This window comes from Polaromonas glacialis (assembly GCF_000709345.1).
Lineage (GTDB): Bacteria > Pseudomonadota > Gammaproteobacteria > Burkholderiales > Burkholderiaceae_C > Polaromonas > Polaromonas glacialis.
On the sequence record NZ_KL448324.1, the window covers coordinates 181,704 to 197,074 of the forward strand.

Here is a 15,371-nt window from a genome sequence, read left to right on the forward strand (position 1 = left end):
TGGTGAAGTCTAGTTCGTTTCACGCAGAAGGAACCACTCCCGTCAAAAACGCAGAACTGCATTGCAGAACGCTCCACGCCTTGTTTACTGGTTGGTCTGCCACGCTTGACTTCGGTCGTTGTGAGTTCGCCTTGTCATGCCGTGCCTTCGGTCTATCGCTCAATGCCTCAACTCGAGCCGCGCACGTGCTTGCTCGTACTCGTGTTGCAGGCGCTCCACCAGTTGGGCCACGGGCAGCACGGCCTTGATGCTGCCGACCCCTTGACCAGCACCCCAGACGTCCTTCCAGGGCTTCACCCGCGATGAACCGAAATTCATCTTCGACGCATCGGAAGTCGGCAGCTCCTCGGGATCGAGGCCCGCGTTCACGATGCTCTTGCGCAGGTAGTTTCCGTGGACGCCCGTGAACAGGTTGGTATAGACGATGTCGCCCGCGCTGCTGTCGACAAGCATCTGTTTGTATTCCGGGCTTGCGTTCGCTTCGTCGGTCGCGATGAACGCCGAGCCAACATAGGCCAGATCGGCTCCCGCTGCCTGCGCGGCCAAGATGGCGTTGCCATGCGCGATGGCACCCGACAGTAGAAGCGGGCCGTCGAACCATTCGCGGATCTCGTGAAGCAGCGCGAAAGGCGACAAGATGCCAGCATGTCCGCCGGCTCCCGCCGCTACCGCGATCAGACCGTCGGCACCCTTGGCGATCGCCTTCTTGGCGAACTCGTTGTCGATGACGTCGTGCAAAACGATGCCGCCATAGGAATGCACCGCGCGGAAGACCTCCTCACTAGCCCCCAAGGACGTGATCACGATCGGTACCTTGAACTTCACGCAAAGATCCATATCGTGCTCGAGCCGCTCGTTGGAGCGGTGAACGATCTGATTGACCGCAAATGGCGCCGCAGGACGATCAGGGTTGGCGGCGTTGTATTCCGCCAGCTCCCGCGTGATGCGTTCCAACCACTCTTCCAGGACCGGCGCGGGCCGCGCATTCAAGGCGGGGAACGAGCCGACGACCCCTGCCTTGCATTGAGCGATGACGCTCTCGGGATTCGAAATGATAAAGAGCGGTGAACCGACGACGGGTACCGTCAGTCTGCCTTTGAGAATAGGAGGAAGGGACATAACGCACTTTCGGGACGAATGGCGGCGCTTGCGCGACGCCACGTGGGCGACCAGCAGATGTGTGCCGGACTTGGATGCCACAGGGGGCGGACTACCGCCCAGGCGGTTCACCGCCTGGGCGTGAGGGCTACTGCTTCGTGATGTTCAGGGACTCAAGAGCTTCTTTGTCGCGCTTCATCGACTCGATAGCGAAACGGCGGTAATGCTCGGAGTCCATGTACATCGGCTCCATCTCGTACTGCGCCAGCGCAGCCTTGAAGTTGGGCATCTCCATGGCTTGCTTGAACGCATCGTGGATCTTCTTGACGATCGCGGGATCGGTCCCCTTCGGGACACCGATGCCCCACGGCGACGCCTGGACGATGTTGATGCCCGATTCCTTGAGTGTCGGCACGTTCGGGAAGCGCGCCATCCGCTTTTCGCCCCAAACCACCAGCAAGCGGAACTTGCCGCTCTCGACGTAAGGCACCCAGGCCGAAGTTTCGGCGGCGGATTGCACATGGCCACCCAGCAGCGCCTGGATCGATTCGGAGCTTCCCTTGAAAGGGACATGCGTCAACTTGATGCCCGCATCCCGAGCGATCCTCTCCATCGTCAGATGGTTGGTGGTCACGGTGCCCGGCGACGCGTAGGTGGTCTCACCGGGGTGAGCCTTTGCGTGCGCGACGTACTGGCTCCACGTGGTGATGGGAGACGAAGCCGGCACGACGATGCCGAACGCATAGCCGGTCAGCCCGATGACGTAGCTGATGTCGCGGGCTGGATCCCACGTGATGTTGGTCGTGTACGGCAGGCGAAAGACGCTGGCGGCCAGGATGGCGAGCGTGTACCCATCGTTAGGCGCGCTTTGCAGGGCGATCGCCGGAAATGTGCCGCCTACACCGGGCTTGTTTTCGATGATGACAGCCTGCTTCAGGATCTTCGAAGCGCTTTCCGCCAGCACGCGCATCGGCGCGTCGGTCGAACCTCCGGGCGCGAAGCCGATAATGATCTTGATGGGGCGGGTGGGATAGGAACTGGCCTGATCCTGGGCTTGGACAGCAGGGGCCGCCGCTGCGGCAAGTAGGGAAAGTGAAGCAAGCAGATTCTTGAGAAAAATCATCGATGTCTCCTTAAAATGAATTAGTTGGAAGTTGCGCGAACGATTTCTTCTTCAATCTCGCGCAGACGGTCCTTCCCAAAGAAAATCTCGTTGCCAACGAAGAAAGTCGGAGATCCGAAGGCGCCTCGGGCATGCGCGTCCTTCGTGTTCGCCAGCAGCCGGTCCTTAACCTCCTGATCCTGCGTGGCCGAGAAGATCGCCTCTGAATCCAGACCCGCTGCTTTGAGTTCGCTGAAGATCACCTGAAGGTCAGCCATGTTCTGTTCACGCTCCCACATGCTCGCAAATACGGTGCCTACGTACTTCTCAAAGCAGTTCAGCTTCTGGGCTGCCACTGCCCCGCGCATGATCGGGAGCGTATTGACTGGAAAGAAAGGGTTTCGCTTGTAATGCGCGAGACCATACCTCTTCACGAACCGGTCCAGCTCCATCAAGTCATACGCGCGCTTGTTGGGGATGTCTGCGAATGCTTCGGCCGGGGATCGGTTGTTGGCGAGCTTGAAAAGCCCACCCAGCAAAATTGGGACGTACTCGAACTTGACACCGGTGCGCGCCTCGATCCGCGGAATTACCTTGTGGCACAGATACGCATTGGGGCTGCCGAAATCGAACAAAAAATGAACGGACACAGTATTCACTTGAGCACCTCTTGATGAATTGCGGTGCCCGGCTCCGCAGGGTTGGCTTTTTTTAAGAATGAGGCAAACGCCGCCTGTGCAGGCGGTGTTTGCAGCAATTGGGAAAAATGCATGTTCTCGAGTTGCACGCGTGCGAGTGTTTCGTCAACACACGCGTGACGCATCAACCACTTCGTCGTCATGACAGCGTCGGGTGACGACCTGGCCAGCTGATTTGCTGCACCCATGGCACGCTGCAGCGTCTCATTGGGCCCCACGACCTCGTTAACCAACCCGAGCGCGAGCGCCTGGTGCGCGCTACAGGGCTCGCCCAAGAGAAAAAGCTGCGCAGCCCGCTGCGGTCCTACTCTTCGCGACAGGAGCAGGCTCGAGCCGAACTCCGGGCATAGCCCGAGCTTGACAAAGGGAAACGACAGCGTTGCGTTCTCACCTGCATACACCAGGTCGCAGTGGAGCAGTACGGTCGCGCCAATTCCCACCGCTGGGCCGTTCACCGCAGCGACAAGCGGCTTGCGAAGATTGACCACTGCTTTCATGAACCGCGCTGAAGGGCGTTCGCCAGCGGATTGCACGGCAGCGGCAAAGTCACCGATGTTATTGCCAGCCGTAAAAACCGCTTCACTGCCGTGAAGGACCACCACTCGGATATCTTCATCCGTGTCGGCTGTGGTGACCGCATCGGCCAGTGCGGCGTACATCGCCTGGGTGATGGCATTCTTACGAGCAGGACGATTGAACGCCAGCATCAACACGCCGTTGGCTATCGACTGCACAATACCGGCTTCTTGATCGCTCATCACCAGGTCTCCAGCCATGGACGGATTTCCAACTCGTGCGTCCACGCGTCGCGAGGCTGCATATGTAATTGCCAGTAGGCTTCTGCGATGCTGTCGGGATTGATGATGCCGCCCTGGTCCTTGGTCGCATACCGCTCTGGAAAGGTGGAGCGGATGAACTCCGTATCGATCGCCCCATCGATGACCGGGTGTGCGACATGGATGCCTTTGGGCCAGAGCTCGCGCGCCATGCTTTGCGCCAATGCGCGCAATGCGTGTTTAGCCCCCGCGAAAGCGGCGAAACCATCTCTGCCGCGAAGGCTGGCCGTCGCTCCAGTGAAAATGATCGTCCCGCGGCCTCTTGGCAACATTGCTTTGGCCGCCTCACGCCCCATCAGGAAACCTCCAAAGCAGGCCATCTCCCACACCTTGTAATAGACGCGAGCCGTCGTCTCGGTAATGCCATAGCGTACGTTTGCACCGATGTTGAAGACGGCGACCTCGATAGGGGCGATTTCTGTCTCGATCTTTTGAAAAAGCGCCACCATCTCCTCTTCTTTTCGGGCATCGCTGCCAAATCCGAAGGCCTCTCCACCGTCGGCCTTGATCTGGTCCACCAGGGGTGCGAGCTTATCCTCGCTGCGGCGGGTGACACACGCAATGTAGCCCTCGCGTGCAAAACGGCGCGCAATGGCGCCGCCAGTGGCATCACCGGCGCCTATTACCAAAATAGCTTTCTTGCTGCTCATTCGATCTCCTTCAGTTGTATAAAATACGCATGTTTGAAGCGGCTACGAGGCTCGGTTCGCCAGCTTGTCGCCTTCGACCAGGATCTTCAAGACGCTCTTTAAAACCTTGCCGGTTGCCGAGGCAGGGAGCTGTGGCATGAAATGAATTTCCGTCGGCTGCTTGTAGGGGGAAAGCCGTGCACGCAGGAAAGCCCGGAGTTCATCTTCGGCGATGAGCTTGCCAGTACGCACCTCGACGAAGGCAATGATTTCCTCGTTGTGACCTGCTGTGCGTCCAACGACCGCGGACTGAACCACGTCGGGAAAGCTGTTGATCACCTGCTCTACTTCTACCGGATAGACATTGAAGCCAGATCGGATGATCAGCTCTTTGGTGCGGCCAACGATGTGCAGCGCACCGTCATCAGACTGCCTGGCCATGTCACCGGTGTTGAACCAACCTTGCGGGTTGATGACGTCGCGGGTGAGTGCCTCATTGCGGTAGTAGCCTTTCATCACGTTCGGGCCGCGCACCCAGAGTTCACCAACCTCTCCCGGCTTGACGTCGGTTCGGCCCTGGTCCATGACGCGTACTTCAACGTCGGGAATAGGATTGCCAACGGCGCAGTCAGTGCGGGCCGAGTCGGTACGCACTTGTGCGATCGTCGGCGACGTTTCGGTAAGCCCATAGCCGTTCAGCAACGGCAAGCCGAACGCGCGCTCCACATTGGACTTGAGCGTCTGCGTCAGCGGGGAGCCTGCAACACCGATGATGCGTAGCTTGGGCGCATTCAGAGACATGTTTTCCTCGCGTAGCCACTCGAGCAGACGCGCATACATCGCTGGCACACCTGTAAAGCATGTGACCCCTGACTCGAAGGCTTTTACCATCAGCGCAGGGGAGAACCTAGGCTCGAGGATAAGTTCGGCGCCGCAGGCAAGGGTGCCGAACAACTGGGCTGAAAGCCCCACGACATGCGCCATTGGCAAGGCTCCATACACGACGTCGCCTGGCCCGAGTCCGCGCACTGCGTGCACGGAAAGCGCAGCAAAAGCTATGTTCGCGTGGGTCAGCATGACGCCTTTGGGCGCTCCCGAAGTGCCAGAGGTGTAGATTAAGGCCGCGACCTGTTCAGTTGGGCAAGCAAAGCAAGGCTCCGCTTGAGCTTGTTCGTTCAGAGGCCCCAGGTGCAGTTTGGCAACTCCCGTCCAGTCCAACGGCTCTGCACCGTGGCGCGCGGCGTGCTTCAACGCATCTGCGGAGACATGGGTGGCGTAGAGCGTTCTCCGAGGCGCGGCATGCTCGATAATTCCATCGATCTCCCGCTGGCTGAGCCGGCCGTTCACAATGCAAAGCCAGGCATCGAGTCGACTGACAGCGAGCGCAATGACACCGTTACCGGCACAGTTTTCGCCGACTACGAGCACTCTGTCGCCGGCGCGCACGCCCCAGCTGCTCAGCTGCTTTGCTGCGGCGATACTCGCTTTTTTTAGCTCGCCATAAGTGTAAGAGGCATGGTCATCCTTCAGCGCTGGCATTGTCGGGTCGCACGCGATCCAGGGCTCCAGCAGCTCATGGATTCGAGTTGGAGTCGCAGGTGTTTGCTTGATCATGTCTGTATGTGGTGTTGGATTTGCGATCCCGACCGAGTTTAGGTCCACACCTAGTTCAACGCGCATTCATGGCCGCTCTTAAACCGAACAAGAAAACTGCAGTGCAGTTTGAACCCCTGGCGCGGCCTGCCACAAAAGTGGATGATGCACAGCTAGAGTTGTTCTGAGCGGTTTCCATTGGCATGGGTTCTCGCGCGGACTGTTGAAAATGAAGTATCACCCGTTGTTTCAGTGGCCCATCCCCTAGAGGCCGCCGTGCAACTCAAAGGAATATTGAATGACGTACCACTTGCACAACATCGCTTCTGTCACACCCCACAAGTTGGCATTGGTGTTCGAGCCCAGCGGTCGATCAAGGACATTCGTTGAATTGGAGACGGAGGCGAACATGGCAGCCAACGCCTTGCGCTCCCTTGGCCTGGTGACCGGGGACTGCATCGCGCTATGTCTCGAGAACTCGCCTGAGCTCCTCGCGCTCACCTTGGGTGCGCAGCGAATCGGTCTGTACTACGTACTGGCCTCAACAAAACTTTCGACGGCCGACTTGAACTACATCCTGGCCGATTCGGCAGCCCGGTTTGCGATCATTTCAGGCGCGACTGAAGCGGCGCAGCATGCCTCTGGAAACGCTGACTTCGTATGTGCCGTCAGGTCCATCGGCTGGCCTGAGTTCACGGGCAGTAGCTGGAACGAAGTATTCACGAAAGCCTCAAAGGAACTACCCAGCGGCCCCTTGCCTGGCAGGGAGATGGTCTACACCTCGGGCACAACCGGCAGGCCCAAGGGTGTTCGCAAGCCGGCCTTCACAGGTGCCTTTGACGCGGTCGACAGCCGCAACGCATACACGGCAGCGGGCATTGAGCTGACTTCAGATTCAGTCTACCTGTCCACGTCGCCCCTGTATCACGCTGCGCCCAACCGCTACCTTTCTGCGGCTGTGCATTTCGGCGCAACCAGTATTGTCATGGAGAGGTTTGACGCAAGACCAGCACTCGACTTCATTGCGCGGTACAAATGTACGCACTCTCTTTGGGTGCCGACCATGTTCCATCGCCTGCTTCGCTTGCCCCAACAAGACCGCCAGCAATCTGACGTGAGTTCGATGCGCATGGCCGTTCATGGCGCCGCTCCTTGTCCAGTGCATTTGAAAGAGCAGATGATTGACTGGTGGGGTCCAGTGCTTTATGAGTATTACTCGGGTACAGAAGGAATTGGTGCCACGTCCATCTCGTCGCAGGAGTGGTTGCTGCACAAAGGCTCGGTAGGTCGTGCAAAGGATGGAATCCTGCACATTTTGGACGACGCGGGCCGAGAAGTTCCAACTGGAACAGTTGGGCTGGTCTTTTTCGAAAGCGACGCCAAGTTCGAATATTGGAACGATCCCGTCAAGACTCAAGGCATCCACAGTGCCCAAGGCTGGCGTTCATTCGGTGACGTGGGGTACATGGACGCTGACGAGTATCTATATCTCACCGACCGAAAGGACTTCACGATTAATTCTGGCGGCGTCAAGATTTATCCTCAAGAAATTGAAGATGCACTGCTCGGGCATGCAGGCGTTCAGGACGTGGCCGTCTTCGGCGTGCCAAACCCGGAATTTGGGGAAGAAGTCATTGCGGTCGTGCAGCCCGCCAGCCCATCTCATGCTGGCGCGGAATTAGAGGCTGTGCTAAGAACCTTTTGCCGCGAAACGTTAGGGCCCATCAAGACGCCGCGCCGCGTCTACTTCGAGACAGACTTTCCCAGGCACGACACAGGAAAACTCTACAAAAAGGCTTTAAAAGACAAGTACAGCCTGCCAATAATCTTGGCTTGATCGGTAGCGGGTACGAGCCTGTTCGGCTCCTGCAGTTGCCAGTCATGACTGCAGGCTTGTAGGGCAAGCAGCCTTATCAGCCAAGCCTGCCTGCCGCAACTCGATAGATAAAGGAATGTCCATCCATCGTCGCGCCTCATGTTTGAACGAGTCAGACGTCGCTCTGCATGCTAGGTTGTGCCCGTCTACCAGATCCCGATTGGGCCACAATCGGCCATCACCTATGCCAGCCCCGGCGCAGGAATTGAATCTACGGTGCTCACAATGGATCGAAGAATCAGTGTCATCGACGTTGAGGTTATGGCGTTGGTCCATTTTTGCTTGGTGCCGGCCTGCTTTTTCCAGGCTGATCTTATGGCAGATGGCTCTGCGAATGATCAGCCAACTTCTTGGCCGAAATCTCCTTGCCTCTTGCGACGAGCCCCACCAAGGTAAAGTCGATAACAGATTCTCGCCACACCTCAAAAGGCAGGGAAGCTGCAGGGTTCGGTCCGTGGGAACGCCCACTGAACAGCATGCTCACACCATGCATAGCCGACCATGCGCATTGAACAAGTTCATGGGTACAGGCTGCACCCAAGTCTTGGGATTGTAGGTATTCATAAACATAACGCTGCAACAGCGCGTAAGAACGCTCTGTTGCCTGATTGATCTCGGGTCGCTCGTGCCGATCTGAAATCTGTGGTCCGATCATCAGCCAAAAGAGGCCGGGCTTCTCAATGGCAAAGTCCACATACACCTGCAAAACAGCACGCAAACGTTGTACAGGATCGGCGGCCTGAGCAACTGCGGCAGACCGCAAAGCAATGAGTTCGTCAAAGCCCTCAACGGCAATGGCAGAGAGTAAACCGTTCAGATCTCCAAACTCATGGCGGGGAGCCGCAGGCGAGACTCCAGCTGCCCGAGTCACGGAACGGAGTGAAATATTTAGCGGTCCCTGCGTAAGAAGCAGTTGTTTACCGTACGCGACGAGCGTATCGCGAAGGTTTCCATGATGGTAGGTTGAACGTTCGCTCATGCAAGCTTGTCAATATATTTCGGCTAAATCAAGAATGCAAGTTGCAGATCCCATGTCAAAAGATGCACTTACAGAAAGTCTAAATATCTTTCTTTCATATTAGCATGACGAATAACGTTTATGTGCCGCTGCTGCAATGCCGACCAGTCGCACCGCTGCTGATCAGCGGCAGATAAATCTGTCGGACGAAACCGCCGCCCTGAACGGTGGTCAGAAGTGAAATGACCCTGTCCCAAGTTTTCTGGGTCAGTGCACCTGCATTAGCTCTGAAAATCATCTAACCAGCAACCTGTCGCTGAGATTGGTGGCATATTTAAAGTGAGCTTGCAAACTTGCTTTCACCAACCAAGAGGCCAAGATGAAATACAGCGGAATTGACTTTCATTCGAACGATAGCGTGGTGTCGATGCTCGACAAACAATATCTGCGTCGTGGCCGGGAAGCCGTTACCCAATGACCTTAAAAAGATCATTGGGATGCTCAAACCTTGGCGGCCAGAGTTGGCAGGGATCGTTGTTGAGTCCACCTTCAATGGTACTGGCTGGTGGATTGGCGCAAAGAGGCTGGCTTCATGGTGTATCTCTTGCACATCGATGCCGTTACTGCGAGGCCGCATTCATGGGTAGTTTATTGCCTCACGTCAGCAGCAACTGCAGCGGTTTAGGTGGGGTGACCATGCCATCTGTTGGCGAATTGACAACGGCCTCGATCATGTTGCCAGCCGGACGAAACGTGAGATTCGTGTTTTGGCCCGAGGCTGGCCACTCAGCCATGCCGTAAGCCGCTCGACATTCATGGCAGCGGCCGTTGCCAAATGCTGCAGGCTGCGCAGTCCGTGTGTGCGCCCAAAATCACGCCAGTCGATTCCCTCGTTGTTGAAGAACCGGTACGCCGCCATGGTGTCGGCCCAGTCCCCGCAGGCCTGCGGCACGCTCGCCCTGGGCTGTGTGCTCAGGCACTCGACCAGCCGGATGGCCCGCTTGTTGCGCCGCTCATCGCCCAAGTCTATCGTCTCAAATTCAGTGCTTGCACAGCCCATCGGTTTCCTTCAACTTTTCTTGAGAGGGATTTTCCCGGGAGTTAATGGAATGGTCGCCCCGCCCCAAAACGGCACCTGGAAGTGCCGAAATGCGGAGAATGAAAGTTCCACTAACCTAACCGATAGAGGCAAGCGAAATGAACATTACGACTGTTGGCATCGATCTGGCGAAAACTGTTTTTCAGCTTCACGGCGTGGATGCGCAAGGCCACACGGTGCTGCGAAAACAACTCAGGCGCGACCAGATGGCGCCGTTCTTCGCCAATCTCCCGCCCTGCCTGGTGGGCATGGAGGCCTGCGGCAGCGCCCATCACTGGGCGCGCAAACTGCAAGGGTTTGGTCACACCGTCAAATTGATGGCGCCTCAGTTCGTCAAGCCCTATGTGAAGACCAACAAGAACGATGCGGCCGATGCCGAGGCGATTTGCGAAGCTGTGGCGCGGCCCAACATGCGCTTCGTGCCGCTCAAAAGCGCCGAGCAGCAAGCCGTGCTGGCGCTGCACCGTGCCCGCCAGGGCTTTGTCAAGGCACGCACCGCGCAGGCCAACCAGATCCGCGGGCTGCTGGCCGAGCACGGGATCATCATCCCGCAGGGCATCAGTCATATTGCCGGGCGGCTGCCAGAAATCCTGGAGGACGCTGACAACGAGCTGCCGGGCGCGTTTCGCCTGCTCCTCGAAAGGCTGCGTGAGCATCTCAAGGTGCTCGACGCCCAGGTGGGCGAACTCGATGCACAGATCCAGCTCTGGCATCGTCAGAGCGACGCCAGCAAGAAGCTCGCGCAGATCCCTGGCATCGGCCCGATCACGGCCAGTGCGCTGGTGGCCTCCATTGGCGACGCCAAGAACTTTGACAATGGCCGACAGCTCGCTGCATGGCTGGGCCTCGTGCCGCGCCAGCACTCCAGCGGCGGCAAGCCCACGCTGCTGGGCATCAGCAAACGTGGAGACGCCTACCTGCGCACGTTGCTGATCCACGGGGCGCGCGCAGTGATCCGGGTCGCCCAAAGCAAAACCGAGCAGGCCAGCGGATGGCTCGCCAATGTGCTGGCGCGGCGCAACAAGAACGTGGCCGCCGTTGCGCTGGCCAACAAGAATGCCCGCATCGTCTGGGCCCTGCTGGTCAACGACCGCCCCTACGCATCGACCTACCCAGCCCAATGCGGCTCGGCGGCGTGAAGACAAGCCCAGGCCCTGCGATGTAGAGCGAGTTCCAGCAACCCCGTTTCACAGGAGAAGCGTACCGATTGCACAGGCAATTCAACGAAGTGATGGCAAGAACAGGTCAGACCGTGGTCGAGCAAGCCTGATATACACAAAGCGCCTTGAGCGCGTGGAGTTGATAAGGACTTGACCAGCGGATTCCATCAGGGACGGGAGGCCTCAGCCTCAATCAAAGTCCGGATCTATGGCTGCAATCTCCACCTTTCGATCCATCATCGAATTGAACGCTTGGCAAACAGGGGCGACCATCTATGTGTATAACGAAATGCTTTAAGTCACGCTCGCAGTCTGCGGCGCCGGGACGGGCGGCACGAGCGGTTTGGTGACCCCTTCCAGAAATATGGAGATGGCAAGCTCAATTATTTGGGTGGGATCAAGTCCGTCGCGGGGAGCCCGTCTTGTGATCAGCAAGGTGGCCAAGCCATGCTCTACTGACCAACCAGCATGTGCCACCAGCTGGCGCTGGTCGGGAGGCCATCCGTTTAGGCGCGCAAACTCTTGCGCTGCATCAGAAAAAAGCTGGAAGGATGCGGTGCTCGTCTCGCGTAACTCGTTGTGGACAGAAAGATCAAGCACACGCGGCCCGGTCATCAGGTTAAAAAGCCCTGGGTTTTTAAGCGCGAACATGACATAGCCGCGCATCATTTCCCGCAGTTTGTCGCCCGCTGCCAGGTTCGATGCGGCAATGCTGCGGCGTACATCGCTGAGCTCCACAAACCCTTGTGTCGCCAGCACGGCAAGCAATTCATTCTTGTCGCGAAAGTGCCGCACTGGCGCGCCAATGGATACGCCAATGCGCCGCGCCAGTCCTCGCAGACTTAGCTCCGCAAGACCCGCTTCTTCCAAATAAAGACGGCCCTCCTGGATCAGCGCATTGCGCAGGTCGCCGTGATGATACGAGGTGGATTTGATGGCTGACATCACCACATTGTGCCCTGCAACAAGGGTCAACCCCTAGACAATGTATGCGGCGATAACTTATGATGTTGTCAGAGATCACATTGCATATGAAACATTTATCAGACAGGAGTCCACCAGTGAGTACAGTCATTTTTGAAAAGCAGGGTGCTGTGGGTGTTGTGACACTTAACAAGCCGCCACACAACCTAATTGATGACATCTTCCTGAAAGCGCTGATGGACTGCTACGAATGTGCCGCACGTGAAAACTGCCGCGCTATCGTGCTGCGCAGTGCCATGCGGCATTTCTGCGCGGGTGCCGATACTAACGGGTTCAGCACAGGACGTCGTCGGAATCAGGCTGAGTTCGAGGCGATCCTGAACGGCCTCGAAGATGTCACCATCCCGACGGTTGCAGCCGTTCATGGTGCTGCGCTCGGGGGCGGCTTTGAGCTTGCGCTGACCTGCGATACGATCATTGCCGCTGATACCGCCAAGTTTGGAATGGCGGAGGCTTCCCTCGGGCTTTTACCCCTGCTTGGCGGCGTGCAACGCGTGGCCCAGCGCGCGGGCAGCGCGCGCGCCAAGGAAATGGCGATGCTCGCGCGGCGGCACGAGCCCGCCATGCTGGAGCGCTGGGGCGTGATCAATCTCGTCGTGGCAGAGGTAGATCTGCCCGAGGCTGCCATGTCCTGGGCACGCCAGCTGGCAGCCGGCCCGACGGTGGCCTTGGGCGGCATCAAGCGACTGGCAAATCTCTCGGCACGCAGCGGGGTATATGCGGCTGATCTCATCCAGACCGAGGTAAATGACGCGATGTGGGCTACCGCAGATCAAAAACGCGGACTGGCCGCGTTCGCCGCCACAGGCCCTGGCACCGCTGTGTTCGAGGGAAACTGACCATGAACGAGACGCCCAATGAAACCTCACAGGCACCGCTAGCTGGCCTGCAGGTCATCGACTTCACCCGAGTGCTCGCCGGCCCACATTGCACCAAGGTGCTACGCGACCTGGGCGCGGACATCACCAAGATCGAGCCGCCTGCTGGCGACATTGCCCGCGCTGGCGTGCCCCATTTCAACGGCATGTCGGCCTATTACGCACAGCAAAATGCTGGCAAACGAAACCTGAGCATAGATTTGAACTGGCCGGAGGCGCGGGAGATCGTCACCGGAATGTGCAGCAAGGCCCATGTGATCGTCGAGAACTTTCGCCCCGGCACGCTGGCAAGGTTCGGCCTAGGTTACGAGGATGTCGCAATCTGCAACCCCGGCGTGGTCTATGTATCCATAAGCGGCTATGGACAGACCGGGGTATGGAGCAACCGACCAGCGTTCGCACCAACGATTCATGCGGAGACGGGACTCACCTCCATCGTGCAGGACCACTTCGGCGGCGACCTAGGCCAGCCCCGTAACGACGCCTGTAGCCACGCCGACATGTATACCGGCCTGGAAGGCGCGATCGCTGTGCTCGCGGCGCTGCACCACCGCCATCTAACCGGCGCAGGCCAGCATGTTGATGTGTCGATGGCCGCGACCATGCTGTCCGTCAACGAGCGCGCCGGTGCGCTGTTATCCAGTATCGACACCGACGGCGAGCCGATGGCGCTGGGAGCGCCGGATTCCCACATTTATGAGCTGTCCGACGGCCGCCGTATCACTGTCGCGAGCAGCCCTATCGGAACTACGACCTTCGTCCGCTACTGCGCCATGATGCGGCGCCCCGACCTGCAGCGGGACCCACGATTCCTGACTGCCCGGCTCAGGCGCGAAAACCTGCAGGCGCTGCTAGCCGAGGTCAGGGCGTGGATTCTTACTTTCACAAATCTGGACGAGCTGCAGGCACAGGTCAGCGAGGCCAGCCTGGCAATAGGCGTGGTGCGGACAACTCAGGAGTTCGCCAAGTCCGACTGGGCGCGGGAATGGGGAGCGATTGTGGAGGTTGACAACCGCATGGGCGAGACCACCCGCATGCCCGGCGTGCCTTGGCGGTTCAGCCGGTCACGACTGCCCAAGCCCGGCGCGCCGTCCTTCCAGGGCGAAGACAACGAGCTGGTTCTCAGCCGTGCCGGGCTCACCGATGAGGTGATCCAGGGCCTGCGCAAACGCCGTGTGCTGCTCAGCCGACGCTCACCCCGCGGCCCTTTCGACAACTAAACCTCAGTCTTTCATAAGGACACATCGTGCACAAACCATCCAAATCAAGGCATCTCATCTTTCGCGTACGAAGAGTGGTCACGCTTGCCCTGCTGACGGCCATACTGCCCGTTCACGGTTGGGCCGAGGAGCCCTTTCCATCGAAACCAATACGCATCGTGGTTCCGTTTCCAGCCGGCGGCGGCTCCGATATCGTTGCGCGGATCGTCGGCGCGCGTATGGCGACCCGCATGGGCCAGCCTGTACTGGTAGAGAACGTCGCCGGCGCGAGCAGCATGATAGGCGCGGGCAAAGTGGCCAGCGCACCTGCCGACGGCTACACCCTGTTGATGGCGACAAACACAACGCTTTCAACCAACCCCTTTGTGCAGGCAAAGCTCCCCTATGACGCAGCGACCAGCTTTGTTGCGGTATCCCAGGTGATCCGTACACCATTGGTGCTGATTGCAAATCCTCAATTCGAGGCTCGAGATGTGCCCGCTCTCATCAGCATGGCAAAAAAAGAGCCGGGAAAGCTGTCCTATGCGTCCTTCGGAAATGCAACCACGGGACATATAGGCGGGGAGCTGTTTAAGCGAGACACGGGCACGAGCCTGATCCACATACCGTATAAAGGCAGTGCCCCGGCCATCCAGGATCTCGTTTCCGGACAAGTCCCCATCCTCTTTGATACCGCGTCCACTGCGCTGGCACAGGTCAAGGCGGGCAGGGCCAGGGGACTCGCAGTGATGCAGCCTGACCGCTCAGCGCTAGCGCCGGATATTCCGTCCATGAAAGAGTTTGGCTATTCCGGTATCGACATTACCGTTTGGTTCGGCCTGGTGGCGCCAGCCGGTACGCCGGACGCAATTGTGCAGCGCCTTTCGCGCGAAGTTCAGGAGATCGTCCGCGAGCCCGACACGCGCCTGAAGCTCGTCGGCGTCAACGTCGAGCCCGTGGGCTCCACACCGGCCGCCTTTGCCGATTTTCTGCGTACCGACAGGGCAGCGATGGCGCGCGTGATCCGCGAGGCCGGAATCCGGTCTGACCAGTAGTCGAAACTAAAAAATGGTTCGCTGCGAATCTAGGTTCTTACATGGTCTATAAGGACTTTCCCTTTTTTGCAAGCACCGACCTCGCCGTCTGTGATCTTGTAGCGATCACAGACGGAAACCCGTGTTTTTCGCTTTCAAACCAGGCACTTTTCAGCCTTTGCTTTTGAATAGAGGGGTGTGGATAGCGTGTCTATAAACGGCTACTG

At 58.4% G+C, this 15,371-nt stretch carries 14 protein-coding genes; 5 read left to right on the forward strand and 9 right to left on the reverse strand.

Annotation, left to right across the window (positions count from 1 at the left end; genetic code table 11):
• Positions 1-159: 159 nt before the first annotated feature.
• The 6 genes from EC86_RS0121105 to EC86_RS0121130 all read right to left on the reverse strand — a co-directional run bounded on the left by EC86_RS0121105 (position 160) and on the right by EC86_RS0121130 (position 5,977).
• Positions 160-1,119 carry an NAD(P)H-dependent flavin oxidoreductase gene (locus EC86_RS0121105; RefSeq protein ID WP_029527856.1) on the reverse strand — a complete coding sequence of 320 codons (960 nt, stop codon included), beginning with the start codon at positions 1,117-1,119 and terminating at the stop codon, positions 160-162.
• Between the two features lie 127 nt (positions 1,120-1,246).
• The gene (locus EC86_RS0121110) at positions 1,247-2,221 is read right to left on the reverse strand and encodes a tripartite tricarboxylate transporter substrate binding protein (protein WP_029527857.1); all 975 of its coding nucleotides are present in this window, start codon (positions 2,219-2,221) and stop codon (positions 1,247-1,249) included.
• 20 nt (positions 2,222-2,241) lie between these two features.
• A complete protein-coding gene (locus EC86_RS0121115; RefSeq protein WP_029527858.1) occupies positions 2,242-2,859 on the reverse strand; it encodes a 2-hydroxychromene-2-carboxylate isomerase in 618 nt (205 codons plus the stop codon).
• Positions 2,856-3,656 (reverse strand): enoyl-CoA hydratase, encoded by an 801-nt coding sequence (locus tag EC86_RS0121120; protein WP_051676260.1) that lies wholly within the window; start codon positions 3,654-3,656, stop codon positions 2,856-2,858. The genes EC86_RS0121115 and EC86_RS0121120 overlap by 4 nt, the downstream gene beginning before the upstream one ends.
• A complete protein-coding gene (locus tag EC86_RS0121125; protein ID WP_029527860.1) occupies positions 3,656-4,384 on the reverse strand; it encodes an SDR family oxidoreductase in 729 nt (242 codons plus the stop codon). The genes EC86_RS0121120 and EC86_RS0121125 overlap by 1 nt, the downstream gene beginning before the upstream one ends.
• Positions 4,385-4,426: 42 nt before the next feature.
• Positions 4,427-5,977, reverse strand: a complete 1,551-nt coding sequence (locus tag EC86_RS0121130; RefSeq protein ID WP_029527861.1) for a class I adenylate-forming enzyme family protein — start codon at positions 5,975-5,977, stop codon at positions 4,427-4,429.
• Between the two features lie 277 nt (positions 5,978-6,254).
• Between EC86_RS0121130 and EC86_RS0121135 the strand changes: the two genes are divergently transcribed.
• On the forward strand, positions 6,255-7,793 hold the full coding sequence (locus EC86_RS0121135) for an AMP-binding protein (RefSeq protein WP_029527862.1): 1,539 nt from the start codon (positions 6,255-6,257) through the stop codon (positions 7,791-7,793).
• A gap of 352 nt (positions 7,794-8,145) precedes the next feature.
• Here the strand turns inward: EC86_RS0121135 and EC86_RS0121140 are convergent, their stop codons facing one another.
• The gene (locus EC86_RS0121140; RefSeq protein ID WP_051676217.1) at positions 8,146-8,811 is read right to left on the reverse strand and encodes a TetR/AcrR family transcriptional regulator; all 666 of its coding nucleotides are present in this window, start codon (positions 8,809-8,811) and stop codon (positions 8,146-8,148) included.
• A gap of 709 nt (positions 8,812-9,520) precedes the next feature.
• Positions 9,521-9,850, reverse strand: coding sequence for an IS4/Tn5 family transposase DNA-binding protein (locus tag EC86_RS0121145; RefSeq protein WP_084181639.1), 330 nt, complete (start codon positions 9,848-9,850; stop codon positions 9,521-9,523).
• Between the two features lie 137 nt (positions 9,851-9,987).
• Here EC86_RS0121145 and EC86_RS0121150 point away from each other — a divergent pair, with 137 nt between their 5' ends.
• Positions 9,988-11,028 carry an IS110 family RNA-guided transposase gene (locus tag EC86_RS0121150; RefSeq protein ID WP_029527865.1) on the forward strand — a complete coding sequence of 347 codons (1,041 nt, stop codon included), beginning with the start codon at positions 9,988-9,990 and terminating at the stop codon, positions 11,026-11,028.
• Between the two features lie 315 nt (positions 11,029-11,343).
• On the opposite strand, the gene EC86_RS0121155 is transcribed toward EC86_RS0121150, so the two are convergent.
• Entirely contained in the window at positions 11,344-11,994 is a 651-nt protein-coding gene (locus EC86_RS0121155) for a TetR/AcrR family transcriptional regulator (RefSeq protein WP_051676218.1), read from the reverse strand.
• 116 nt (positions 11,995-12,110) lie between these two features.
• Between EC86_RS0121155 and EC86_RS0121160 the strand changes: the two genes are divergently transcribed.
• Genes EC86_RS0121160 through EC86_RS0121170 form a run of 3 tightly spaced genes read left to right on the forward strand, consistent with a single transcriptional unit; the run spans position 12,111 to position 15,165 of the window.
• Positions 12,111-12,872: an enoyl-CoA hydratase/isomerase family protein gene (locus EC86_RS0121160; protein ID WP_029527867.1), complete on the forward strand. Its 762-nt coding sequence runs from the start codon at positions 12,111-12,113 to the stop codon at positions 12,870-12,872.
• A gap of 2 nt (positions 12,873-12,874) precedes the next feature.
• Complete coding sequence (locus EC86_RS0121165; protein ID WP_029527868.1) at positions 12,875-14,131, forward strand: CaiB/BaiF CoA transferase family protein; 1,257 nt, start codon at positions 12,875-12,877, stop codon at positions 14,129-14,131.
• Between the two features lie 26 nt (positions 14,132-14,157).
• On the forward strand, positions 14,158-15,165 hold the full coding sequence (locus tag EC86_RS0121170) for a Bug family tripartite tricarboxylate transporter substrate binding protein (protein ID WP_156955423.1): 1,008 nt from the start codon (positions 14,158-14,160) through the stop codon (positions 15,163-15,165).
• Positions 15,166-15,371 lie beyond the last annotated feature (206 nt).